We start from the raw sequence: 24,424 nt of genomic DNA, 5'->3' as shown, positions 1-24,424 counted from the left end.
GAGAGGCAATATGTCAGATTACACCAATATTGCTCATCCCTACGCCAAAGCATCGTTTGAATTTGCTTTAGGTGAGAACCAGTTACAAGAGTGGCACTCAATGCTGTCCATTCTTGTGGCTGTCGCGGAAGAAGAAACAATCGCGAGTCAGATTTCGTCTGCAGAAGGTGCTCCTACACAACAAACCGAAGATTTGGCAAACCTCATCATTCATATTTGCCAAGGCCTCGTTGATGACCACGTCATTAATCTCATTCGAGTCTTGGCCGAGAACGGCCGCCTTTCTGTTGTAAGAGACCTGTTTGAATTGTTCTGCGAGCTAAAGGACGAACATGAACGTGTAGTGCCTGTCACTGTCACCAGTTCAGAAATGCTGACACAAGATCAAGTTACGTCATTAACAGCTGCACTTGAGAAGAAATTAGAGCGTCAGGTTGAAATGAAGCAGGTTATTGATGACACGCTAGTGGGTGGAATGGTCATCAAGGCGGGTGAAACCGTGATCGATGGTTCGTTAAACACATCAATTGACCGATTGGCTCATCAACTTCACGCGAGATAGGTAACAATTATGCAATTAAATTCAAATGAAATTAGCGATCTAATCAAAGAACGCATCTCGAAATTTAATGTGAGCACCGAAGCTCGCAACGAAGGCACTATCGTATCGGTTCGTGATGGCATCATCACAATCAATGGCCTTGCTGATGTCATGCAAGGCGAGATGATTGAACTACCTGGTGGCAAGTACGCACTTGCACTTAACCTAGACACCCACTCTGTTGGCGCGGTGGTAATGGGTCCTTACATTGACCTTTCTGAAGGCATGAAAGTGAAAGGCACGGGTCGCATCTTAGAAGTACCGGTAGGTAACGGACTGCTGGGACGTGTAGTGAACACCTTAGGTGAACCGATTGATGGTAAAGGCCCAATAAGTTGTGACCGTCTTGACCCAGTAGAAGTCATTGCACCAGGGGTAATTGAACGTAAGTCTGTAGACCAGCCAATTCAGACTGGCTATAAAGCTGTAGATACCATGGTACCTATTGGTCGTGGTCAACGTGAGCTGATCATCGGTGACCGTCAGACAGGTAAAACCGCATTGGCAATCGATGCGATCATCAACCAAAAAGATTCTGGCATCAAATGCGTGTATGTGGCCATTGGTCAGAAAGCATCAACCATCGCTAACGTGGTTCGTAAGCTCGAAGAGCACGATGCACTTAAAAACACCATCGTGGTTGTTGCATCAGCATCAGAATCAGCAGCGCTGCAATACCTAGCACCCTACGCGGGTTGCACCATGGGTGAATACTTCCGTGACCGCGGTGAAGATGCATTGATCATTTATGATGATCTATCCAAACAAGCGGTAGCGTACCGTCAAATCTCATTGCTACTTAAACGCCCACCGGGTCGTGAAGCCTTCCCTGGCGACGTATTCTACCTTCACTCACGCCTACTAGAACGTGCAGCAAGAGTGAATGCAGAGTATGTAGAAAAGTTCACGAACGGTGAAGTTAAAGGCCAAACTGGCTCATTAACCGCGCTTCCTATCATTGAAACTCAAGCGGGTGACGTGTCTGCGTTCGTACCAACCAACGTAATCTCAATCACTGACGGTCAGGTTTTCCTACAAACTCAACTGTTTAACTCAGGTCTACGTCCTGCAGTCGATCCGGGTATCTCGGTATCTCGTGTGGGTGGTGCAGCGCAGTGCAAGATCATCAAGAAATTGTCTGGTGGTATCCGTACTTCATTAGCTCAATACCGCGAGCTAGCGGCATTTGCTCAGTTCTCTTCTGATTTAGATGAGATGACCCGAAAACAACTCGACCATGGTGAGCGTGTAACCGAATTAATGAAACAAAAGCAATACTCTCCTATGTCGGTCGCTGAGCAAGCAACGGTTATTTACGCAGCAGAGAAAGGCTATCTAGCGGGTGTTGAACTAAGCAACATAGCCCGTTTTGAAGAAGAGCTGATTGCGTACGCCAAAGGTCAAAACCCAGCATTATTCGACAAAATTAACGCGACTGGCGATTACAACGACAACATCGAGAGTGCTCTTAAAGAGATTCTAGATGGTTTTGTTGGAATGAAAGCTTGGTAAGTGCTCCGGTTTGTTAGCTGGAAATCAAAACAAATAGGAGCAGATTATGGCAAGTACTAAAGAAATTCGCACCAAGATAGCCAGTGTTAGTAACACTCAGAAAATCACCAGTGCAATGGAAATGGTTGCAGCAAGTAAGATGCGCAAAGTTCAAGACAACATGACGCAAACGCGGCCTTACGCCGAAAACATGCGCCAAGTTATCTCTCATGTCGCATCGGGTTCACTAGAGTACCAGCACCCATACCTGCAACAGCGTGAACCAAAGCGTGTTGCTTACATCATTATCTCGTCTGACAGAGGCTTGTGTGGTGGCTTGAACTCAAACTTGTTCAAGAAAGTGTTAGAGGAAATGGAGCAATGGCGCACTAAAGGAGTCGAGGTAGAGACAACCTTAATTGGCTCGAAAGCTATCTCGTTCTTCCAACGCGGCGGCAATGTCATCGCGCAAACGTCAGGCCTTGGCGATACACCTAAACTAGAAGACATTTTAGGTACGGTGAATGCGATGTTAGGGCATTACGACGAAGGCAAAATCGATAGCTTGTATCTCGTTTACAACCAATTCGTCAACACCATGGTTCAAGCGCCAACGACGTTACAATTGCTCCCTCACCCTTCAGATTCTGAGGCTGGTAGGGAGCCTAAAAAAGCGCGTCGTTGGGACTACATCTATGAGCAAGCGCCCAAAGACATCCTCTCTGAGCTGTTACATCGATACATCGAATCACAAGTGTATCAAGGCATCGTTGAGAGCATTGCCTGTGAGCAAGCAGCCCGAATGGTCGCCATGAAAGCGGCAACCGATAATGCAGGCCAACTCATTGATGATTTGCAGTTGGTATATAACAAAGCTAGACAGGCTGCGATTACCCAAGAGCTGAGTGAAATAGTCTCAGGAGCCCAAGCTGTCTAAGGGCAGACAAGAGCGGGTTAGAACAGAATTTGAGGATTTAAGAATGAGTGTTGGAAAAATAGTTAAAGTAATCGGCGCTGTGGTTGACGTCGAATTCAGCGGCGGCAACAGCCCTCGCGTTTATGATGCATTGAAAGTCACCAGCGACGAAGCAAGCTCGCTAGTATTGGAAGTTCAACAACAACTTGGCGGCAACATCGTTCGTTGTATTGCAATGGGTACGTCTGATGGCTTGCGTCGCGGCCTAACCGTTGAAAACACAGGCTCTCCAATCACGGTTCCTGTAGGCGAAGAAACGCTAGGCCGAATCATGAACGTGCTTGGTCAACCTATCGATGAGTGTGGTGAGATCGGTCAGAAAGAAAGCTACGAAATTCACCGAGAAGCCCCCTCTTATGAAGAGCAAGCCAACAGCACAGAGCTTCTGGAAACAGGTGTTAAGGTTATCGACCTTATTTGTCCTTTCGCTAAGGGTGGTAAAATCGGTCTGTTCGGTGGTGCGGGTGTAGGTAAAACCGTAAACATGATGGAGCTTATCAACAACATCGCTAAAGCTCACTCAGGTCTTTCTGTATTTACCGGTGTAGGTGAACGTACTCGTGAAGGTAACGACTTCTACTACGAGATGAAAGAAGCTGGCGTATTAGACAAGGTTGCCATGGTTTATGGCCAAATGAACGAGCCACCTGGAAACCGTCTTCGTGTTGCGCTGACTGGTCTTACTATGGCTGAACGCTTCCGTGATGAAGGTCGTGACGTACTGTTGTTCATTGATAACATCTACCGTTACACGCTTGCGGGTACAGAGGTTTCAGCACTATTAGGTCGTATGCCTTCCGCGGTAGGTTACCAACCAACGCTGGCTGAAGAGATGGGTGTGCTTCAAGAACGTATCACTTCAACTAGACAGGGCTCTATCACGTCTATCCAAGCGGTATATGTACCTGCAGATGACTTGACGGATCCATCACCTGCAACAACCTTTGCTCACTTAGATGCGACCGTTGTACTGTCTCGTAACATCGCTGCATTGGGTCTATATCCTGCGATTGACCCGTTAGATTCGACGTCTCGTCAATTGGATCCTCTTGTGGTTGGTCAAGAGCATTACGACATTGCACAAACAGTTCAAACAACGTTGCAACGCTACAAAGAACTAAAAGACATCATCGCGATTCTTGGTATGGATGAGCTTTCAACTGAAGATAAACAGATTGTCTCTCGTGCTCGTAAGATTGAACGTTTCTTAACTCAGCCTTACCACGTAGCAGAAGTGTTTACCGGTCAGAAAGGTGTATTCGTACCGCTAAGCGAAACGCTAAGAGGTTTCAAAGGTTTGTTAAGTGGCGAGTATGACGACATCCCAGAGCAAGCGTTCTTGTACTGTGGCTCTATCGACGAAGTGCTTAAAAAAGCAAAATCACTCTAAGAGGTAGGTGCACCATGGCTATCGGAATTACAGATAATACATTTCAACTTAATATTGTAAGTGCGGAAGGTACGCTGTTTTCAGGTCCAGCGTATGCCCTAGCCGTTTCTGGCGCGGATGGTGAGCTGGGTATCCGCCCCGGTCACTCCCCGCTTCTCAGCAAAATAAAACCGGGCGTAACAGTGTTTGTCACAGACCCTAAATCAGAGGGGCAAGTGCTTTATGTCTCTGGTGGGATGCTTGAAGTTCAACCCGATGTGGTAACAGTTTTGGCCGATACTGCCTTGCATGGTAAAGACATTGACCGCGCTCGTGCAGAAGAAGCGAAATATGCAGCTCTAGAAAATATCAATAAGGGCAATGTAGACATCAACTTTGCACAAGCTCAGCTTGAACTAGCAAAAGCCGTTGCTCAGCTTCGCGCATCAGAACTGACGTCTTCTCGCACTCGACACTGAGAATAAGCGTTATTGGCCGTTAGCTGTGCTAGCAAACAAATACAAAAAAGGCTCACTAAATAGTGAGCCTTTTGATATCTGCTTAACGAAAAACCGAGGTTTAACGTTGCTTGATTTTCAAACGAATAGTTTTAGAGCAGCAATTTAGAGCTATAGCTTAGAAGAATTCAATCGAATTACGGCCGCTTTTGTCGTCACGAGTTGGCTTTGGCGTATCCGCTTTCTTTTTCGGTTTCTTCTCTTTTTTCTCTTTCTTTGGTTCAGCCTTTGCGCTTAGCATTTCAGCTTTGCTTTTCTTAGACTCTTTCTTCTTAGAATCCTTTTTAGACTGGCCTTTCTTCGCCTTGTTATTTTGTTTAGGCGCTTCTTTCTTTTTCGGCTTTTCTGATTCTTCTTGTACTGGTTGATCACACACCACTACATAGTATTCTTGGTTGAATTCAAAGAAGTCGCCATCGTACATTTTACGACGCTTACGCGTTTCCAGCTCACCATTTACCGCTACATAGCCTTCAGAGATGATGTGCTTAGCTTCACCGCCACCACTCACTAGGTTAGCAATTTTAAACACTTTGTAGAGTTCGATTGGCTGCGATGAAACATCGATACCAATGGCTTCAATTTCAATCTCTTCGCCTTCTTCGCCAAGCTCTTGGCCTTCGTAATCAGCGTCTTCGTAATGTTCTTGGTCCATGGTGACCTCTACCTAAATATGTACTTCTGAAATATTGGGCGCAGTGTAATCTTAAAACAACTAAATGACCATGTTGAATTGATCAGGTCATCATTTACTTTAGTGCTAACACCTACGCTATAGAGCACCACCAACATTCGAGAGGCTGACAAGTTGCTTAGTATATTCATGTTGCGGATTACCAAACAAAGTCTCTGTATCCCCCTTCTCAACCACCTCACCTGCTTTCATCACTATGGTGTAGTGACATAGGGATTTCACGACATTCAAGTCATGGCTGATGAATAGATAGGTCAGAGCGTACTTTTCTTGAAGTGACTTCAGCAAATCCAGTACTTGAGCTTGAACGGTTCTGTCTAGTGAGGACGTAGGCTCATCGAGCAGGATAAACTCTGGCTTTAAAATCAGAGCACGAGCAATAGCGATACGTTGCCTTTGACCGCCAGAAAACTCGTTCGGATAACGATGGCGAGTCTCAGGATCGAGGTCGACCTCTTTCATTACTTCACAGATGCGTTGGTCGAGTTCATGCTCATCCAATTGTTGATGCACTAACAAGCCCTCACCAATCACCTGAGCGACTGACATCCTTGGGTTCAGCGCAGAAAACGGATCTTGAAATACAACTTGCATACGGCTTCGAAACGGCAACATTTGTTGTCGATTTAAACCTTGAATTTGTTCATTCGCGTAGGTAATCGACCCTTCGCTATCCACCAGCTTCAGTATCGCCATGCCAGTTGTCGATTTACCAGAACCACTCTCACCTACTAGACCGATTGAGTGCCCCTTTTTCAAGGTAAACTCCATATCGGTAACAGCTTTGACGTGTGAAATCGTACGCTTGAACAAGCCGCCCGTGATCGGGAACCAAACACGAAGTTGGTCAACATTGAGTAGAGGCTTGCTATCTGGTGATACAGGAACAGGTAAGCCTTTAGGATCAGAGTTAATAAGTTTTTGAGTGTAAGGGTGAGCAGGCGCGTTAAACAATGTTTGGCAATCGTTACTTTCAACCAAACGGCCATCTTTCATTACCGCTACTCTGTCTGCAATCTTACGAACGATACTCAAGTCATGGGTGATAAAGAGCATCGCCATACCAAGCTCTTGCTGTAGGTCTTTTAGAAGGTCGAGTATCTGCGCTTGTACCGATACATCCAACGCCGTAGTCGGCTCATCAGCAATAAGCAGCTCGGGTTCATTAATTAGAGCCATCGCAATCATCACACGCTGGCGTTCACCACCAGACAACTCGTGCGGATACGCCGAAATCTTTTGCTCTGGGTAACGAATACCCACCTTGGAAAGCCACTCTACCGCCAAGGCTTGCGCTTTATTGGTTCGCATACCTCGGTGAATGGCTAAGGTTTCAACCAATTGTTTACCGACTCGATGAAGCGGATTAAGCGAAACCATGGGTTCTTGGAAGATCATGCCGATGCGACCACCACGAATCCCCCGCAGTTGCCTTTCTGAACAACTCAGAATATCGGTGCCAGAGAAGTTAATCTTACCGTTTAAGTAGTGTGACGAGCCTTTAGGTAGCAGCTTTAAAATAGAGTTAGCCGTAACCGATTTACCGGAACCACTCTCGCCCACCAACGCCAGTGTCTCACCTTTGTATATTTCTAAAGAGACATCTTGCGTCACTTGTTCTATCGAGTTTTTCCGTCCGAAACCAACAGACAGTTTGTCTATCGTCAAAACTGGAGAAGCAGGAACTGTATTTGAAGTCATAACCTATCCTTACTTCTGTTGATGTGGGTCGAAGGCATCACGTACTGCTTCACCAACGAAGACAAGTAACGTCAACATCAGTGAAAGCACGACGAAAGCAGAAATGCCAAGCCAAGGCGCTTGCAAGTTAGCTTTACCTTGCGCCAATAGCTCACCTAATGAAGGCGAACCCGCAGGAAGACCAAAGCCCAAGAAATCTAACGAAGTTAACGTGGTCACTGAACCTGAAAGAATAAACGGCATCATGGTTAACGAAGCGACCATCGCGTTGGGTAGCATGTGACGAAGCATAATGCGTTTGTCATCAACACCCATCGCTTGCGCGGCTCGTACGTAATCAAAGTTTCTACAGCGTAAGAATTCAGCTCGAACAATCCCAACCAAACTCATCCAACTGAATAGCACCATAATTCCAAGCAGCCACCAGAAGTTCGGCTCTATAAAACTCGACAGAATGATCAACAAGAATAAGGTCGGCATACCAGACCACACCTCAATGAAGCGCTGCCCGAATAGATCAACCCAGCCACCGTAGTACCCTTGTGTTGCACCGACAACCACACCTATCACGCTCGACACAATCGTCAGAATAAAACCAAACAAAACAGAGATACGGAACCCATAAATGATGCGAGCCAATACGTCTCGCCCTTTATCATCAGTTCCGAGCCAATTCACTGAATCAGGCTCCGAAGGCACAGCACCTGAGATATCGAAATTTATCGTGTCGTAGCTAAACGGAATGATTGGCCACACGATATAACCACTGTCTTCAATGAGTTCGATAACATACGGGTCTTTGTAGTCGGCTTCGGTTTCAAATTCTCCGCCAAACTCCGTCTCGGCGTATTCATTGATAACAGGCACAAACCACTGATTATCATAAGAAACCAAGAGTGGCTTATCGTTTGCAATGATTTCAGCGAACAGGCTCAAGCCAAACAAGATGGTAAATATCCAAAGGGAGATAAAACCACGTTTGTTTGCTTTAAAACGTAACCAACGAGCTTCAGCTAAAGGGTTGTTAAACATTTATTATCAATACCTTGTTATTCGTTCGCCATTAACGCGCTTCAAAATCAATTCGAGGATCAACCCAGGTATAAGTCAGGTCGGAGATAATGCTCAGCACCAAGCCGAGCAAGGTCATGATATAGAGAGAGCTGAACACCACTGGGTAATCTCGCTGAATGGTCGACTCAAAGCCAAGCAGACCAATGCCTTCGAGCGAAAACATCACTTCAATCAACATAGAACCCGTGAAGAAAATACTAATAAATGCGCTCGGAAAACCGGCAATAATGATCAACATCGCGTTACGGAAGACGTGCTTGTAGAGAATGCTACTCTCGTCTAAGCCTTTTGCTCGCGCCGTTACCACATATTGCTTATTAATTTCGTCAAGGAAGGAGTTTTTGGTCAGCATACTTAGTGTTGCGAAACCACCGATGACCATAGCGAAAATAGGCAAAGCCAAATGCCAGAAGTAATCACCAATTTGCTGATACCAATTCAGTTGGTCGAAGTTACTCGATACCAAGCCACGCAATGGGAACCAACTGAAGTAGTTACCGCTTGCAAACAAAATAATCAGAATAATCGCGAACAAGAAGCCTGGGACCGCATAACCGACAATCACCACTGCGCTCGACCAAATATCAAAACGAGAGCCGTGGTGTATTGCCTTCATAATGCCTAGGGGTATCGAAATCACGTAGATGATTAGCGTACTCCACAACCCTAAGGAAATGGAGACAGGTAAACGCTCGATGATTAAATCAATCACGTTACCGCCCTTAAACAGACTTTCACCAAAGTTAAAGGTCGCGTAATTTTTCAACATATCAAAATAGCGAACGTGAATCGGCTTATCAAAACCAAACTGCTTTTTGATCTCTTCAACCACTTCAGGATCAAGCCCACGTGAGCCTTTATAACCACTGGCTGATGCTTGATCACTTTCGCTTAAATCAACTTCTTGTCCACCACCAGAAAAACGCTCCATGATGCCAGAGTTATGCCCTTCTAATTGGGCAACAGCTTGCTCTACCGGACCACCTGGCGCGATCTGAATGATAAAAAAGTTGATGGTGATGATCGCCCACAGCGTGGGGATCACCAACAGTAAACGCCGAAATATATACGCGGCCATGCTAACTAACTCCTAGCGACGTTTTTCAGGAAGCAGAGCTGCCTTCTCTTCCGAAATCCACCATGTATCGATACCTAAGTCATATTTAGGTAATACATCTGGACGCTCAAACTTGTCCCACATTGCAACGCGATATTCGCCAACGTGCCATTGAGGAATGTTGTAGAAATTCCACTGCAATACTCGGTCTAGTGAGCGACCTAAAGTCAGGAGCTTTTCTGGGTTCTGTTGGTTGCTCGCGATTTGTTCTGTCAACGCGTCAACCACTGGATCCATCACACCTGCAGTATTGTAAGTAGAATCAATGTAGTTAGAGTTCCAAACAATCATTAAGTTCGGGCTAGGATATGGGTTTGCAGAAAATGACGACGAAACCATGTCGAAATCACGATCACGCAAGCGCTTAATGTATTGCGTCGTATCGATGGTACGGATCTTCATCTCAATACCCATACGCTTCAGGTTCTTTTGAACAGGCGTTGCAATACGCTCCGTGGTTGGGCTGTAAATCAACAACTCGAAAGACATCGGCTTGCCAGTCTTTTCGTTGGTCATGACTTTGTCTTTCAGAACCCAACCCGCTTCCTTCAAGAGTTTGAAAGCTGTACGCATTTGGCTACGAATACGGCCGCTACCATCGGTGACCGGAGGTTGGAATTCTTCTGTGAAAACTCTCGGTGGAATCTGATCTTTGTATTGAGACAGCAACTCTACTTCAGCTTCGCTTGGTAAGCCTTTCGCTTCGTAGTCGGTGTTTTGGAAGTAACTACGAGTACGTTTATATTGACCATAGAACATGTTCTTGTTCATCCACTCAAAGTCCATCGCGTAGGTTAATGCTTCGCGTACCTTTGGATCAGAAAACACAGGGGATTGAATGTTGAAGACAAAACCTTGAGTCGTTTCAGGCTTCTCATGGTTAATCTCTTCTTTGATGATGTAGCCTTTGTCGAAGTTCGCACCTGTGTAAGAGTTAGCCCAGAACTTAGCCGAGTTCTCGGTTCGAAGATCGAACTCCCCTGCTTTAAAGGCTTCTAGCATTACGGTGTCGTCACGGTAGTAATCGTATTGCACTTGCTTGAAGTTATTACGACCGACGTTTACAGGCAGGTCGGCAGCCCAGTAGTTTTCATCTAAACCGTAAGTCACGCTTTGACCCGATTTATAGCTGATGATTTTATATGGGCCACTTCCCACAGGTGGCTCACTTAGAGGCTCAGACAGTTTTCTGTCTTTCCAATAATGCTCTGGTAATACACGGGTACTTTGGGCAAAGCTAAACAACTTCTCGCGGTTTGGCTTATCCATCTCAATACGGACCACTAAATCAGAAACAGCGGTAACTGATTTAATTTCTTTGTAATACACACGGTATTGAGGCACACCTTCGGTTGAAAACTTATTAAAGGTGAATGCCACATCATGAGCCGTAATAGGCTCGCCATCATTGAATCTCGCTTTTGGGTTGATATCAATTTCCATCCAAGTGAAATCACTGGCGTAGCGAACCTTTGAAGCGATCAATGGATAATAAGCATCAATCTCGTCGCTCGGAGAAAACATCAAGGTATCGTAGATCTCTCCGGTATAACTTGCAGCAACGCCGCGAGAACCGAATCGATTAAAGCTATCGTAAGTACCGATGCTGCCATAAGTCACTTTGCCCTGCTTTGGCGCATCAGGATTAACATAATCAAAGTGAGTGAAGTCGGCTGGATATTTTGCTTCACCAAAACCAACCAATTGAGTGGTTTCAATTACGGTGACAGCAGGTGTTGATTCGGTATCAGAAGCGTGTGTAACGGAGGGATATAGAGCAATAAGCGGCAGCATGACTGCACATGACTTCAAATTAGACCTAAAAAACTGAGTGCGCTGCGAGGCTTTGCTTCGGAAATCTGTTCCCATTTGACTCTCCCTTCAAATGTTATGAATTCGATATTCAACTTGATTAACCGGCTTTGAATGCACACCGTTAAAACAAGTATAGGTTCAAATCTAACATCATGTAATAACTAATAAAACCATCAGCACTCCATCTCTGACGGTTTATTTACAAATTACTCGTCACCGCTCGAAGTTATAGGTTGCAGTTAGCTTTGATTACGTTGATTAGTTTAGTGGCGTTGGAAAGTACGGGGGAAGGCAGAAGCACTAATATTAGTCTAGCGTGAATGACACAAGCCTCCACGGCTTAAATTCTCTTTAATTCACTTCTAAAGTGAAATTTAGGTTCTAAATAATCAACAAACTATACTTTACTGGAGTATCCTTGCTGCCTAGGTCTAAATGGAATGACACTTTGAACAAACCAAACCAAATAACATTCGCAACGTTCAACCTTTTGAACTATCTCGAGCCACCGAATGCTTATTATGATTTTGAGAACATCTACAGCTTCGAAGAATGGCAAAAGAAGCAACATTGGATGGCTGAAGCGATTCGTTCATTAGATTGTGATGTGATCGGCTTCCAAGAGATATTTAGCCCGCAATCTTTAGAACAATTGATGAATGAGCTTGGTTACCCTCACTTTGCTGTGGTCGATAACGCACATGTTGAAGATGATTACCTATACACCTCACCTGTTGTGGGTATTGCTTCCCGTTACCCGATTGTAAACGTGCAGCCTGTTACGCCAGATTCGAAACTACTGACAGCATTCAACCTTGGCAACAAATTCTCATTCAACAGAACACCTGTTCACGCAACGATTACGTTACCCCATTTAGGTTCAACCGACTGTTATGTCGTGCACTTCAAATCACAACGTCCAACAGAACCAAAGGCAGAATCTGTCGATGCAGACAACGCCCAGCAAGGTGAAAAACCACAAAGTGACACGCTCATTCGCTTCCACCAAGAACAACTTGGCTCTTGGCTATCAAGTGTCCAACGCGGTCTAGAAGCTCAGATATTGCATCAATACATCACCAATCAACGCTACCAAACCGATCAACCAGTCGTATTGATGGGTGACTTTAATAAGCCTCTGTTTAATGATGAATTTAAAGGGCTGTTGAGTTACTCAATCAACAGAGACGAAAACAGTAAGCATTGGCTGTCCCACTTTCGCTTAAAAGACTGTTGGGATCTTTACCATCAACTGCATGAGGAAGACTTGCTTGAGCAGCGTAAACCAACCCATTACTACGGTGCTTCAGGGTCTGTACTAGATTACATTTTGATGTCGAACGAGTTTGATTGCCAGAACTCATCAAGCTTGATGGAGATCTCGAGCTACACAGTGTTAGACCATCACCTGATCAATCCAAGCTTTGAACACGACCAATTCAGTACTGATCATGCCGTCGTCTCTGTCACTGCTCATATCCGCGAAACTTAACTGTCGGATTACGTTTCGTTTTAAGCGGATGTATCCCAAGTCTCGATATAAAACACCGAAGCATTGCTACTTCGGTGTTAAAAAATTCATATACTTACTAGATGAAATCTAAAGTTTAGAAACGGTAAGCAACCGCTGCGTAGTATGAATCAATCACAATATCCTTATCATTATCAAAAGGCGAATCGGTCTCAACAACAAACGCATCCGCTTCATAACCTAGCTTAAAGCTAACGTTGCCAATGTGCCTAGGTGTGTACTCAACGCCAAAACCATAGCGAACGCCTTCACCACTATCATCATCTAGCAACGGTAGAGATTGATCTAAATCAATTGACGATAAGCCGATAATGCCAAAAGGGCGGACTCCATTATCAAATGTGTAACCTAAATTAGCACTGATCGAAAACGCAGTTGGAGACCAAGTGTAAGTAGATTGGTTTAATGCATTTTTTGCAACGACGTCACCATAGTTCGTGTATTGCGCCTCTAATGCGATGATACGATTAAATTGGTATCCAGCAATGATCTTATATGTCGGGTCTTCAGCATCAACAGTCATTGGTGCTGAAAAGTCGTTATAAAGCCCGCCATCATCAATACCAGATGTACCGATTGCACCACCTAGATAAAAACCACTATCGGATGCCATTACATTGCTTGCCGCCACGGCTGACATCAGCGCGATGCTTAAAATTAATTTGTTGTTCATTACTGCTTGACCTTACTTATTGCAAATCAAGATTGTTACGCCTTCCTCTGCTGCACAATCTTGTTAGAGTTATCCGACACCCCGTCGAATTCGCAAGCAGGTTAAGCTCACAGAAAACAAAAAAATAAATAAAAATGTAATCACTTTGTCATTTCAAACAACACAATCAGTAATACCCAAATAAACACATGAATAATAAAGAAATAAAAATACGTCTTTTCTAAATAAAACCTTCAACTCAATTTTCAAACCATCCCATTTTTAGATTTTATTTGCGCAGACTTACGAACGCTTACTTTCAAGAGTGGTGTTATTTCGCATAATCCGCGCGCTTTGAATTACTAGCACCCCTAACGAACTACCCAATCAATCTCCACCATTCAAAAGAAGACGAACAGAAACACGATGACCCACACCATAAACCTCAACGGCTTAACCCTTGATATCGACGCTCGAACTATCACTAACTCACAGGGAAACAAAATAACGTTGCGCCCTCACCTTTTGGCAGTGCTCTGTTTGCTGATAGAAAATATTGGAAGGCCGGTTTCAAGAGAGCATATTGTTGATGTGTGTTGGGACGGGCATCTCTCGTCACCTCATGCTCTGGCTAATGTGGTTTATAACCTACGCAATGTCTTCGCGCGATTGAGAACACCAAATGTCCAGATAGTAACCATCAGTAAGTTTGGCTATGTGCTATCAATTGAACCCACGTAGCCAAATTTATGCAATCAATGGCGTTGACTGAGATCACCAAAAAACACACCATCGAAACGTTTCGATGATCGTTATCACACTCTAAAACAATCAAACGTGCAAATGATAAATCAGACACTATTATCACTATCGAAACGTTTCGATGGCTTTTTCTTGAGTTGTTCTCAACCCATTAAGCGTTATTTTTTGATAGGTCGTGATATGAAAAAAAGTACTCTAATAAACTCTGAACTCTCTTACCTAGTGGCGACGCTTGGCCACACAGATGAAATCACGATTTGTGACGCGGGCCTGCCGATTCCAGACCACGTAACTCGCATTGATCTTGCACTGACTCATGGTGTACCGAGCTTTCAACAAACAGTAAAAACCCTATTAGATGAATCTCAAATTGAAGGCGTTGTGATTGCAGAAGAGTTTGCGAAAGTAAGCCCAGAACATCACGCATCACTGATTGATTTAATCAAGACAGAAGAAGTACGTTGTGGCAAATCGCTTTCGATTACTTACATCACTCATGAAGAGTTTAAGCAGCGTACACATGATAGCCGCGCAGTGATTCGCACTGGGGAATGTACACCATACGCAAATGTTATTTTCCAAGCTGGCGTAACGTTTTAAAAAAAAGCTAAACCAAACACAGACACAACCAAATACAACTGGCCCCGAGTAAAGGAACCGACATGACTCAAGCCATTTTAGAACTTAGCTCAATTGAGAAAGCCTTCCCTGGTGTTAAAGCACTGGATAAGGCAAGCCTCAACGTTTATCCAGGACGCGTAATGGCGTTAATGGGGGAAAACGGTGCGGGTAAATCAACACTAATGAAAGTGCTTACGGGTATCTATCACTTGGACGGCGGCACTATCGCCTACCAAGGAAAACCTGCAGCATTTAAAGGGCCGCGTGATTCTCAACAAGCAGGTATTAGCATCATTCACCAAGAACTGAATCTAATCCCTGAGTTAACCATCGCCGAGAACATCTTCTTAGGTCGTGAAATCACGAGCACCATGGGTCGCATCTTGTGGAACGAGATGTACCAAGAAGCCGACAAACTACTTAAACGCCTTAACGTGAAACACAGTTCGAAAACACCTTTAGGGCAATTGAGCCTTGGTGAGCAGCAAATGGTAGAGATCGCGAAGGCCCTATCGTTTGAGTCTAAGGTCATCATCATGGATGAGCCAACCGATGCGTTAACCGACACCGAAACTGAGTCTCTGTTTAAGGTCATTAACGAACTTCGTTCTGAAGGCTGTGGCATTGTTTACATCTCTCACCGCTTGAAAGAGATCTTTGAGATTTGTGATGACATCACCGTACTTCGTGACGGCAAGTTCATTGGTCAGTGTGAAGTAAAAGACACCGACGAAGATGGTTTAATCGAAATGATGGTTGGCCGTAAGTTAGACGAGCAATATCCACGAATCGGACAAAGCCACGGTGAAACCTGCCTTGAGGTCATCGGCTTGACCGGCTCTGGTATTCATGATGTGAGTTTTACGCTAAAACGCGGTGAAATCTTAGGTGTATCTGGCCTGATGGGCGCTGGTCGTACCGAACTGATGAAAGTGATTTACGGTGCACTTCCAAGTGAGCGCGGCGTCATCAACCTAGAAAACAAAACCATTAACCCTGTCAGCCCGAGAGATGGCTTGGCCAATGGCATTGCTTACATCTCTGAAGATCGTAAAGGCGATGGCTTAGTTCTCGGCCTTTCAGTAAAAGAAAACATGTCGCTATGTTCGCTTGATCTGCTGACTAAAAGCGGTCAAATCCAACATAAAGACGAAGTGATTGCGGTCGATGACTTCATCAAGCTATTCAACATCAAAACCCCAACTCGCGAGCAAATTATTGGCAACCTTTCTGGTGGTAACCAACAGAAAGTGGCTATCGCTAAGGGATTGATGACCAAACCAAAAGTACTGATTCTCGACGAGCCAACGCGTGGTGTTGATGTCGGTGCCAAGAAAGAGATTTACCAACTCATTAATAAATTTAAAGCCGATGGCATGAGCATTATTTTGGTCTCATCTGAAATGCCAGAAGTGTTAGGAATGAGTGACCGCATCATGGTGATGCATGAAGGCCGTGTAAGCGGTGAATTTGATGCTAAAGAAGCAAACCAAGAATTATTACTGGCGTGTGCGGTCGGTAAAAAGATCAACGAGGACGCAGCATGAGTACTAAAACCATGAGCAAAACAACTGAAGCTCCAAAGAAAAAACCGTTAATCAGCAAAGAGTGGCTGATTGATCAAAAGTCATTGATTGCTTTGATCTTCCTGATTGTTGTCGTTTCTTTCTTAAACCCGAACTTCTTTACTGTCGACAACATCCTGAACATTCTGCGCCAAACTTCGGTTAACGCGATCATCGCTGTCGGTATGACGCTGGTTATCCTAACCGCGGGTATCGACTTGAGTGTTGGTTCTGTACTTGCGCTTTGTGGTGCATTCGCAGCCAGCATGATTGGTATGGAAATCCCTGTGATGATCGCAGTGCCAACCGCTCTTGTAGCAGGTGCAGCATTGGGAGCTATCAGTGGTGTAATTATTGCCAAGGGTAAGGTTCAAGCCTTCATCGCAACGCTTGTGACCATGACGCTACTGCGCGGCGTAACCATGGTTTACACAGATGGTCGTCCTATCTCAACTGGCTTCACAGACACAGCAGACGCATTCGCTTGGTTCGGTACAGGCTATGCAATGGGCATCCCAGTTCCAGTATGGATCATGGTCGTGGTATTCGCAGCAGTATGGTACCTACTTAACCACACACGCTTTGGTCGCTACGTATACGCTCTTGGTGGCAACGAATCCGCAACTCGCCTATCAGGCATCGACGTAGACAAAGTAAAAATCGGCGTTTACGCAATCTGTGGTCTGCTAGCAGCAGTCGCAGGCATCATCGTGGCATCGCGTTTGTCATCAGCTCAACCAACCGCAGGTATGGGTTATGAGCTAGACGCTATCGCAGCCGTGGTTCTTGGTGGCACAAGCTTAGCCGGCGGTCGTGGCCGCATCATGGGCACATTGATTGGTGCATTGATTATCGGCTTCCTAAACAACGCCCTAAACCTATTAGACGTATCTTCTTACTACCAGATGATTGCAAAAGCAGTGGTTATTCTTCTGGCGGTATTGGTCGACAACAAAAACAAATAAAACCTATCCACACTCTAGGTTAATACAAGTAACACCCTGCTTTACCTTTAAATATTAGAATCTATAAATAATGTAACTACGAGCTAGGACTCACCTCCTAGCTCACCCTACACAAAGGACTTACACCATGAAAAAATTAGCGACTCTTATTTCTGCTGCTCTTCTTTCTACAACAGTATCTGTGTCTGCACAGGCGCAAGATACAATGGCAATCGTTCTGTCTACATTGAACAACCCATTCTTCGTAACCATGAAAGATGGCGCAGAAGCGAAAGCTGAAGAGCTAGGCTACAAGCTTATCGTTCTTGATTCTCAAAACGACCCAAGCAAAGAGCTTTCGAACATTGAAGATCTAACCATTCGTGGTGTTAAGGCAATCCTGATCAACCCAACAGATTCGGATGCAGTGTCTAACGCAATTCGCATGGCTAACCGCTCTAACATCCCAGTACTAACACTAGACCGTGGCGCAAGCCGTGGTGACGTAGTGAGCCACATCGCATCTGATAACGTAATCGGTGGTGAAATGGCGGGTCACTTCATCATGGAAAAAGTGGGCGAAAAAGCGAAAGTTATCCAACTTGAAGGCATCGCAGGTACTTCAGCAGCTCGTGAACGTGGTGAAGGCTTCATGAACGCGGTAAACGGCAGCGGCCTTGAGCTTCTTGCAAGCCAACCAGCTGACTTCGACCGTACTAAAGGTCTGAACGTAATGGAAAACCTACTTGCAGCGAACCCAGACGTTGAAGCAGTATTCGCTCAGAACGATGAAATGGCACTAGGTGCACTTCGCGCAGTTCAAGCATCTGGTAAAGACGTAATGATCGTTGGCTTCGACGGCACTGAAGACGGCATCGCAGCAGTTAACCGTGGCCTACTTGGCGCAACCGTTGCACAACAGCCAGACCTAATCGGCTCTCTAGGTATCGAGATGGCAGACAAAGTGCTTAAAGGCGAAACAGTAGACGAGTACGTACCAGTACCTCTAAAAATCATCGCTAAGTAACTCTATTTAATCACTCAGTTTAGCGCTGGAATCTAATTTAAGCAGGGAGCCCCCTATCTCCCTGCTCATTAGCTCGCTGGCTCAAGACCAAAAACAAAAATACCGACAGTGCATCGCTGTTTCTCATACGCCGTCTAACAAGGCGAGCGATTTACGTAACGAGAATTAACGTAATGTGAATTAACGTAATGTGAATTAACGTAATGAGAAAGACCCATGCATTTTCAAATACGATATATCATAAGGCTCGTATCATGACTCAACTGATTGTTTTAGGTAGCGTTAACGCAGACCACGTACTACAAGTTCCTTCTTTCCCTCGCCCGGGTGAAACCTTGATTGGCGGTAACTATCAGGTCATTCCTGGCGGTAAAGGCGCAAACCAAGCGGTCGCGGCTGCGCGCTTAAACGCAGATATCGGTTTTATCGCCTGTGTTGGTGACGACCCATTTGGCATCAACATCCGTCAAGACTTCGCTAAAGATGGCATCAACATCGACGGTGTTATCGTTGCAGACAACACACCAACTGGCATCGCGATGATCCAAGTATCAGCAACCGGTGAAAACAGCATTTGTCTTTCTGCAGAAGCGAATGACAAGCTGACTTGCGAGCAAATCGAACCACACCTAGAGAAGATTCGTGGTGCTAAATACCTGCTGACTCAACTTGAAACGCCAATTGAAGGCATTGAGTACGCAGCGAAAACCGCAAAAGAGAGCGGAACTCACGTAATTCTAAACCCTGCACCTGCTCGCCCTTTGTCAGATTCACTGCTTGCTTGTGTTGATATAATTACGCCAAACGAAACCGAAGCGGAAGTACTGACGGGCATTACCGTAACCGACAGCGCATCTGCTCACCAAGCGTCTTTGGCTTTGCATACTAAAGGCATCGAGACTGTGATGATCACACTTGGCGCTAAAGGTGTTTGGGTAAGTCATCAAGGTCAAGGGAATGAAGCAGGTGAAGGCGAGTTGATCGCAGGCTTCCGTGTTGAAGCGACTGACACCACCGCTGCAGGTGACACCTTTAACGGCGCATTAGTTACCGGTTTGCTTGAAGACATGCCGCTAGAGCGCGCTATTAAGTTTGCTCATGCAGCGGCTGCAATTTCTGTGACTCGCTTTGGCGCTCAAACGTCGATTCCAAGCCGAGCTGAAACAGACGCGTTTTTAGCAGAACGTTTATCGGCTTAGTAATTAGCTCTCAAACTATAAATAAGTAAGCATAAGCCCCTGTTTTCAGGCAGAATATCGCGCAACGTGGCAAGTTACTCCCACAAGGATTTTTTATGGCAACAATGAAAGACATCGCTCGGCTCGCTAAGGTTTCGACTTCTACCGTGAGCCATGTGATCAACAAGTCACGTTTTGTCAGTGAAGAGATAGCTGAGCGTGTTAACAATGCGGCTAAAGAGTTGAACTACGCGCCTTCAGCATTGGCTCGTAGCTTGAAAATGAAGCAAACCAAAACCTTGGGTATGCTGGTTACTACCTCTACCAACCCATTCTTTGGCGAAGTGGTGAAAGGTGTTGAGCGTCGTTGCTACGAGAAAGGTTACAACCTTATCTTGTGTAACACCGAAGGCGACAGCGAGCGCATGAAATCATCTATTGATACTTTGCTTCAAAAGCGTGTCGATGGCTTAATGCTGATGTGTTCAACCCTTGAAGGTGAACATATCGATGTGTTTGAACGCTACCCAGAATTACCTGTTGTGGTCATGGACTGGGGCCCTATGCTGTTTGCCAGCGACAAGATCCAAGATAACTCGCATCAAGGTGGCTACATGGCAACGAAGCACCTAATCGATAATGGCCATTCTCAGATTGGTTGTATCACAGGCCCACTGCACCGCAACCAAGCTTCGTCTCGTTATCAAGGCTTCAAGCAAGCGATGGAAGAAGCGAATTTAGAGATCAACCCTAATTGGATTGTAGAATCGAACTTCGAATGTGATGGCGGCTTTGATTCTTACCAAACATTGAAAGCGCGTGGTGGAATGCCTAGCGCACTGTTTGTTAGCAACGACATGATGGCAATGGGCGTGATTCATGCGGCGGCGCAAGATGGCACATCGATTCCGAATGATCTGTCTATTATTGGCTACGATGACATCCACCTGTCTAAATATATGACACCGGCTTTAAGCACTGTCCACCAGCCAAAACATCGTTTGGGTAAAGCGGCTGTAGACACGCTATTAAATCGACTCGAAACTCCAGACGCTTACCCACAGGTCGTCGAGTTAGAGCCTACTCTCGTAGAACGAAGCAGCGTGAAAGCAATTTAACGCGCGACCGAGCTCAATATTCTTGAAAGCTAGCCAAGTCGGCTGGCTTTTTTCTTTGGAAGACCGTACGAATCACTCCCCTCTGAATACTCTTAATTAACGCCAGAACCGTTGATTGACTCAAACATAGTTAATAAACAAATTAAACACCAATGCGTATGCATTTACACACTCAGCAACTAATTCTCTCCTACACTATCAATAAATAACATCGACATGGAGAGCGTTGTTTTATGATTTTGGGCTGGTTTGACAATATTTCCCTTCAAAAAAAGCTATTCGTCAGCTTTTGCGTTCCTATTACTTTGATCGTGACTGTTTCGTTTTCTGTTCATGAAAACACGCAATCAATGGTTGAGGACAACCACTGGGTGGTTCACACCCACAAAGCTATTGCTAGAGCGCAGGAGTTACTTAACCTAGCGGTAGATATGGAAACTGGCCAACGTGGCTACCTGATCACCGGCGACCCTGTATTCCTAGAACCTTATTACCTAGCACTGGACGTTTGGCCTAAAAAGATTCAGATTCTTAGCGAGCAGGTCAGTGATAACCCAGAACAAGTCAAACTTCTGGACACAATTGATACCACCCACAATAAATGGCTAATTGAATCGGGAGACAAAGAGGCCTGGCAACGTGAGCTAGTTAATAGGGGTCCAGCAGACCTGCAGAGTGTTATCGATATCACTCTACTGCAAACCGGTAAGCAGCTTATGGATCAAATTCGCTTGGAGATAGCTCAGTTCATTGAGGTAGAGCAACAGCTGATCAGCATTCGAGTTACAAAATCTGATAACTCTGCTCAGCAAACCGATTACGTTCTATTAGTCGGAACTCTCTTTTCGGTATTCGTATCTCTGATTGTGGCCGCTTGGTCTTCAAACCGTATAAAAAGAAGAATAGACATACTACTCGAAGCCGCCAACCAGGTTGCCGCTGGCCATTTAAAGCAAGGCGCTGCCACGCTCAAGACAAACTCGAATTCGGACACCCAAGACGAAATTGCCCACCTCACGCATAGCTTCAAAAAAATGGCGACAAACCTAGTAAAAAACGACAATGAAATGCGAGCAAAAAACCAAGAACTCATCGCGGAACGCGCCAAAGCTGAAGCGGCAGTAAAAGCAAAAGGCGAGTTTTTATCGACCATGAGCCATGAGATTCGCACACCAATGAATGGCGTACTTGGCATCTCTCAGATCATAGCGGCCCAAACTAAAGAGCCAGAAACCAAAGAAAACATTAATATCATTCTTGATTCTGGCCATCACTTAATGACCATACTCAACGACATTCTCGACTTCTCTAAAGTCGAAGAAAACAAGCTTGAACTAGAGGTGGCACCCTTTAATTTTGTTCAAGTCATGCAGCCTGTATGCAGCGCACTAAAACCCTTAGCCGATGAAAAAGGCATTCGCCTGTTGATCGAAAATAACATACCGAAAAACATCCAACTCGTCGGAGACTGTGCAAGGCTACGCCAAATCATGTTCAACTTGGGCGGCAATGCGACCAAATTCACTAAAGAAGGTCATGTATCCATTCAAGCTGACCTTAATCGCCCCAACAACCAACTAATCCTCACCGTAACAGACACCGGGGTTGGTATCCCGAAAGATAAGCACGAGCAGGTATTCAATTCGTTCGAACAAGCCGACACTTCGACAACAAGGAAATTTGGCGGAACAGGGCTTGGCCTCGCAATCGTCAAGAACCTAGTCAACCTCATGAACGGAGAAATCACATTAACCAGTGCTGTCGGTCTCGGAACAAAATTTCAAGTCTCCTTGTCTATCGCATGGCAAGAAGGGAAAACTGGTGATGTCGCAACACCAGTAATCAATACGGAGAAGCTGACTTGCAGCTCGTTGAGCATTTTACTGGTCGAAGACAATCGTATTAACGCGATCGTTGCACAAGGTTTCTGCGAAAAGCTCGGCCATCATGTCGACCTTTCAGAAAACGGAAAACTTGCAATTGAACGCCTCAAAACCAATAAATATGATCTTATCTTGATGGACAATCACATGCCTGAAATGAATGGGGTCGAAACAACTCAATACATCCGCGAGCAACTAAAGCTAGACACCTTGATATTCGCCTACACGGCAGATGTATTCCGTGAAGCTCATGACAACTTTATTCTGGCTGGCGTCGACCATGTTCTTACTAAGCCCCTACAGCAAGAGAGTTTTTTCGACGCCCTACAACAGTTTTCGGATCGACTACCTAAACAAGCAACAATAGAAGGTTCAAGTACTAACGAGAATATCGTCGAACTGCGCCGCAAGCCAATTGAAACGTTAAGATTAACGGAAGAAGAAATCAGTCGCTCAGAAATAATACACCTTCTGAAAGATGATGCGGAAGGGTTCAGCTTGCTTATCGACTCAACCATCATAGAATTTGAACAATCTGTTGATCAGCTGATTGAATACTATCTAGCGAAGGAGTTGGAGCCACTTTGTCGCACCCTACACTCCATTAAAGGCATGTCGCTAAACTTAGGACTCGATACGCTTTCTAAGCAAGCGCTGGAGCTAGAAATACAGGCAAAAAACCAACAACAGCCTGATATTGAACGGCTGCAAAAGTTGCTTAACCGACTTATGGTCAATATCCACCAAGCACAGCGGATGAAAACCGCGAATTCAGTCGAGCATCTGAATCAAATGAATGATCAAGCTTAAGAACGCTTCGCTCTCAAACTAAAACGCAAGGCTTAATCACCTTGCTCTTTTCTAAGTTATTCTATTCCACTAGTCAGTCTGACTATTTAATAGAGAGGTTATTTGTTGCATCTCATCTAACACATCAACGCCGTTATATTGAGGAGCAAGAGATAGGTCTTGAATGCTCACCGTTTCAACCGACTGGTGATCATTGAGTTGAAGCATTAAGTCTCCCTTTGGTGAGTAGGTTCTGCTACCGCCACAATACGTCGCGGTAAACGCATCAACCACATCTTGCCCAACACGGTTACACGTTACGATGTGGCACCCTTCTTCTAGTGCCCTCGCCTGTCCAATGGCGAAGCTATGATGACCACCAAAGTTCGCAGGATGAAGGATAACGTCTACCGACCGATACGCTCTCATGATCTCTGGGAACCAAATATCGAAGCAAATCGCGACACCAAACTTCAAACCATTGTGTTCAAAAGTCAGGCGCTCACTCCCCCGCGAAAAATATTGTTTATCGAACTTAGTTTGACTGATTTTTCGATACTTGTGGCGTAAGCCGGAAGCATCAACAACAACGACACTGTTGTAATACTGGCTACTGTCTTTCTCAGCAACACCCGCAACGATCAAAGTCTGATGCTTCACCGCAAGCTGAGTTAGCGAGTCAATGGTAGAGCTGTTGTTAAAGTCTTCGCTCAATTCATGAATTTCTGCGGCATCGTTAAAAATATATCCCGTAGAGAACAGTTCCGGGAGCAAAGTGATATCACCGACTGACGCCGCGGCTTCTAAAAGCTCAGAGACTAAAGCAATATTCTTTTGTTTGTTTTTGTATTCAACTTCAAGCTGAACAAGAGTGATACTGACATCATTCAAAATCGAATCCTTACTGGGTAACACAAATCAGACGCAGAGTAAGGGAATCCCCCTTCGCTTTCCTGCTTCAAGCCAAACCGTTGAAGCAAGCGCACACTCCAAAGGCC

21 protein-coding genes are annotated in these 24,424 nt (G+C 45.1%); 14 read left to right on the top strand and 7 right to left on the bottom strand.

Annotation, left to right across the window (positions count from 1 at the left end; all coding sequences use genetic code 11):
- The first annotated feature begins 10 nt into the window (after positions 1 to 10).
- Genes FTW16_RS04210 through FTW16_RS04190 form a run of 5 tightly spaced genes read left to right on the top strand, consistent with a single transcriptional unit; the run spans position 11 to position 4,916 of the window.
- Complete coding sequence (locus FTW16_RS04210) at positions 11 to 562, top strand: F0F1 ATP synthase subunit delta (RefSeq protein ID WP_146490163.1); 552 nt, start codon at positions 11 to 13, stop codon at positions 560 to 562.
- Positions 563 to 571: 9 nt separating this feature from the next.
- Complete coding sequence (atpA, locus tag FTW16_RS04205) at positions 572 to 2,113, top strand: F0F1 ATP synthase subunit alpha (RefSeq protein WP_146490162.1); 1,542 nt, start codon at positions 572 to 574, stop codon at positions 2,111 to 2,113.
- 46 nt (positions 2,114 to 2,159) lie between these two features.
- Entirely contained in the window at positions 2,160 to 3,029 is an 870-nt protein-coding gene (gene atpG / locus FTW16_RS04200; RefSeq protein WP_146490161.1) for a F0F1 ATP synthase subunit gamma, read from the top strand.
- A gap of 43 nt (positions 3,030 to 3,072) precedes the next feature.
- A complete protein-coding gene (gene atpD, locus FTW16_RS04195) occupies positions 3,073 to 4,458 on the top strand; it encodes a F0F1 ATP synthase subunit beta (RefSeq protein ID WP_086713776.1) in 1,386 nt (461 codons plus the stop codon).
- Positions 4,459 to 4,472: 14 nt separating this feature from the next.
- Positions 4,473 to 4,916, top strand: coding sequence for a F0F1 ATP synthase subunit epsilon (locus FTW16_RS04190; protein WP_048668867.1), 444 nt, complete (start codon positions 4,473 to 4,475; stop codon positions 4,914 to 4,916).
- 157 nt (positions 4,917 to 5,073) lie between these two features.
- On the opposite strand, the gene FTW16_RS04185 is transcribed toward FTW16_RS04190, so the two are convergent.
- The 5 genes from FTW16_RS04185 to FTW16_RS04165 form a co-directional block, all read right to left on the bottom strand.
- The gene (locus FTW16_RS04185; protein WP_146490160.1) at positions 5,074 to 5,610 is read right to left on the bottom strand and encodes an RNA-binding S4 domain-containing protein; all 537 of its coding nucleotides are present in this window, start codon (positions 5,608 to 5,610) and stop codon (positions 5,074 to 5,076) included.
- 117 nt (positions 5,611 to 5,727) lie between these two features.
- Entirely contained in the window at positions 5,728 to 7,350 is a 1,623-nt protein-coding gene (gene yejF, locus FTW16_RS04180; RefSeq protein ID WP_146490159.1) for a microcin C ABC transporter ATP-binding protein YejF, read from the bottom strand.
- Between the two features lie 9 nt (positions 7,351 to 7,359).
- Positions 7,360 to 8,382: an ABC transporter permease gene (locus tag FTW16_RS04175; RefSeq protein ID WP_048608646.1), complete on the bottom strand. Its 1,023-nt coding sequence runs from the start codon at positions 8,380 to 8,382 to the stop codon at positions 7,360 to 7,362.
- 31 nt (positions 8,383 to 8,413) lie between these two features.
- Complete coding sequence (locus tag FTW16_RS04170; RefSeq protein ID WP_004730359.1) at positions 8,414 to 9,502, bottom strand: microcin C ABC transporter permease YejB; 1,089 nt, start codon at positions 9,500 to 9,502, stop codon at positions 8,414 to 8,416.
- Positions 9,503 to 9,514: 12 nt separating this feature from the next.
- Positions 9,515 to 11,410: an extracellular solute-binding protein gene (locus tag FTW16_RS04165; RefSeq protein ID WP_146490158.1), complete on the bottom strand. Its 1,896-nt coding sequence runs from the start codon at positions 11,408 to 11,410 to the stop codon at positions 9,515 to 9,517.
- Between the two features lie 394 nt (positions 11,411 to 11,804).
- Between FTW16_RS04165 and FTW16_RS04160 the strand changes: the two genes are divergently transcribed.
- Positions 11,805 to 12,848 carry an endonuclease/exonuclease/phosphatase family protein gene (locus FTW16_RS04160; RefSeq protein WP_146490157.1) on the top strand — a complete coding sequence of 348 codons (1,044 nt, stop codon included), beginning with the start codon at positions 11,805 to 11,807 and terminating at the stop codon, positions 12,846 to 12,848.
- Positions 12,849 to 12,963: 115 nt separating this feature from the next.
- On the opposite strand, the gene FTW16_RS04155 is transcribed toward FTW16_RS04160, so the two are convergent.
- Entirely contained in the window at positions 12,964 to 13,560 is a 597-nt protein-coding gene (locus tag FTW16_RS04155) for a porin family protein (protein WP_146490156.1), read from the bottom strand.
- A 405-nt stretch (positions 13,561 to 13,965) separates the two neighbouring features.
- Here FTW16_RS04155 and FTW16_RS04150 point away from each other — a divergent pair, with 405 nt between their 5' ends.
- The 8 genes from FTW16_RS04150 to FTW16_RS04115 all read left to right on the top strand — a co-directional run bounded on the left by FTW16_RS04150 (position 13,966) and on the right by FTW16_RS04115 (position 23,447).
- Positions 13,966 to 14,280 (top strand): transcriptional regulator, encoded by a 315-nt coding sequence (locus tag FTW16_RS04150; RefSeq protein ID WP_146490155.1) that lies wholly within the window; start codon positions 13,966 to 13,968, stop codon positions 14,278 to 14,280.
- A gap of 201 nt (positions 14,281 to 14,481) precedes the next feature.
- A complete protein-coding gene (gene rbsD, locus FTW16_RS04145; RefSeq protein ID WP_146490154.1) occupies positions 14,482 to 14,901 on the top strand; it encodes a D-ribose pyranase in 420 nt (139 codons plus the stop codon).
- A 62-nt stretch (positions 14,902 to 14,963) separates the two neighbouring features.
- The gene (rbsA, locus tag FTW16_RS04140) at positions 14,964 to 16,469 is read left to right on the top strand and encodes a ribose ABC transporter ATP-binding protein RbsA (RefSeq protein ID WP_146490153.1); all 1,506 of its coding nucleotides are present in this window, start codon (positions 14,964 to 14,966) and stop codon (positions 16,467 to 16,469) included.
- The gene (gene rbsC, locus FTW16_RS04135) at positions 16,466 to 17,452 is read left to right on the top strand and encodes a ribose ABC transporter permease (RefSeq protein WP_017082395.1); all 987 of its coding nucleotides are present in this window, start codon (positions 16,466 to 16,468) and stop codon (positions 17,450 to 17,452) included. Before rbsA ends, rbsC begins: the two co-directional genes overlap by 4 nt.
- 127 nt (positions 17,453 to 17,579) lie before the next feature.
- Complete coding sequence (rbsB, locus tag FTW16_RS04130; protein ID WP_048660336.1) at positions 17,580 to 18,458, top strand: ribose ABC transporter substrate-binding protein RbsB; 879 nt, start codon at positions 17,580 to 17,582, stop codon at positions 18,456 to 18,458.
- Positions 18,459 to 18,712: 254 nt separating this feature from the next.
- Complete coding sequence (gene rbsK / locus FTW16_RS04125; RefSeq protein ID WP_146490152.1) at positions 18,713 to 19,657, top strand: ribokinase; 945 nt, start codon at positions 18,713 to 18,715, stop codon at positions 19,655 to 19,657.
- Between the two features lie 95 nt (positions 19,658 to 19,752).
- Positions 19,753 to 20,754, top strand: coding sequence for a substrate-binding domain-containing protein (locus FTW16_RS04120; protein WP_146490151.1), 1,002 nt, complete (start codon positions 19,753 to 19,755; stop codon positions 20,752 to 20,754).
- Between the two features lie 233 nt (positions 20,755 to 20,987).
- Positions 20,988 to 23,447 carry a CHASE3 domain-containing protein gene (locus FTW16_RS04115; RefSeq protein WP_146490150.1) on the top strand — a complete coding sequence of 820 codons (2,460 nt, stop codon included), beginning with the start codon at positions 20,988 to 20,990 and terminating at the stop codon, positions 23,445 to 23,447.
- Positions 23,448 to 23,516: 69 nt separating this feature from the next.
- Here FTW16_RS04115 and FTW16_RS04110 read toward each other — a convergent pair whose 3' ends face one another.
- The gene (locus tag FTW16_RS04110; protein WP_146490149.1) at positions 23,517 to 24,317 is read right to left on the bottom strand and encodes a carbon-nitrogen hydrolase family protein; all 801 of its coding nucleotides are present in this window, start codon (positions 24,315 to 24,317) and stop codon (positions 23,517 to 23,519) included.
- Positions 24,318 to 24,424 lie beyond the last annotated feature (107 nt).

The organism is Vibrio sp. T20, assembly GCF_007858795.1.
Classification (GTDB): Bacteria; Pseudomonadota; Gammaproteobacteria; order Enterobacterales; family Vibrionaceae; genus Vibrio; species Vibrio satsumensis.
Note: the sequence above shows the minus strand (reverse complement) of the source record. Positions and strands in the feature narration are given on the sequence as shown.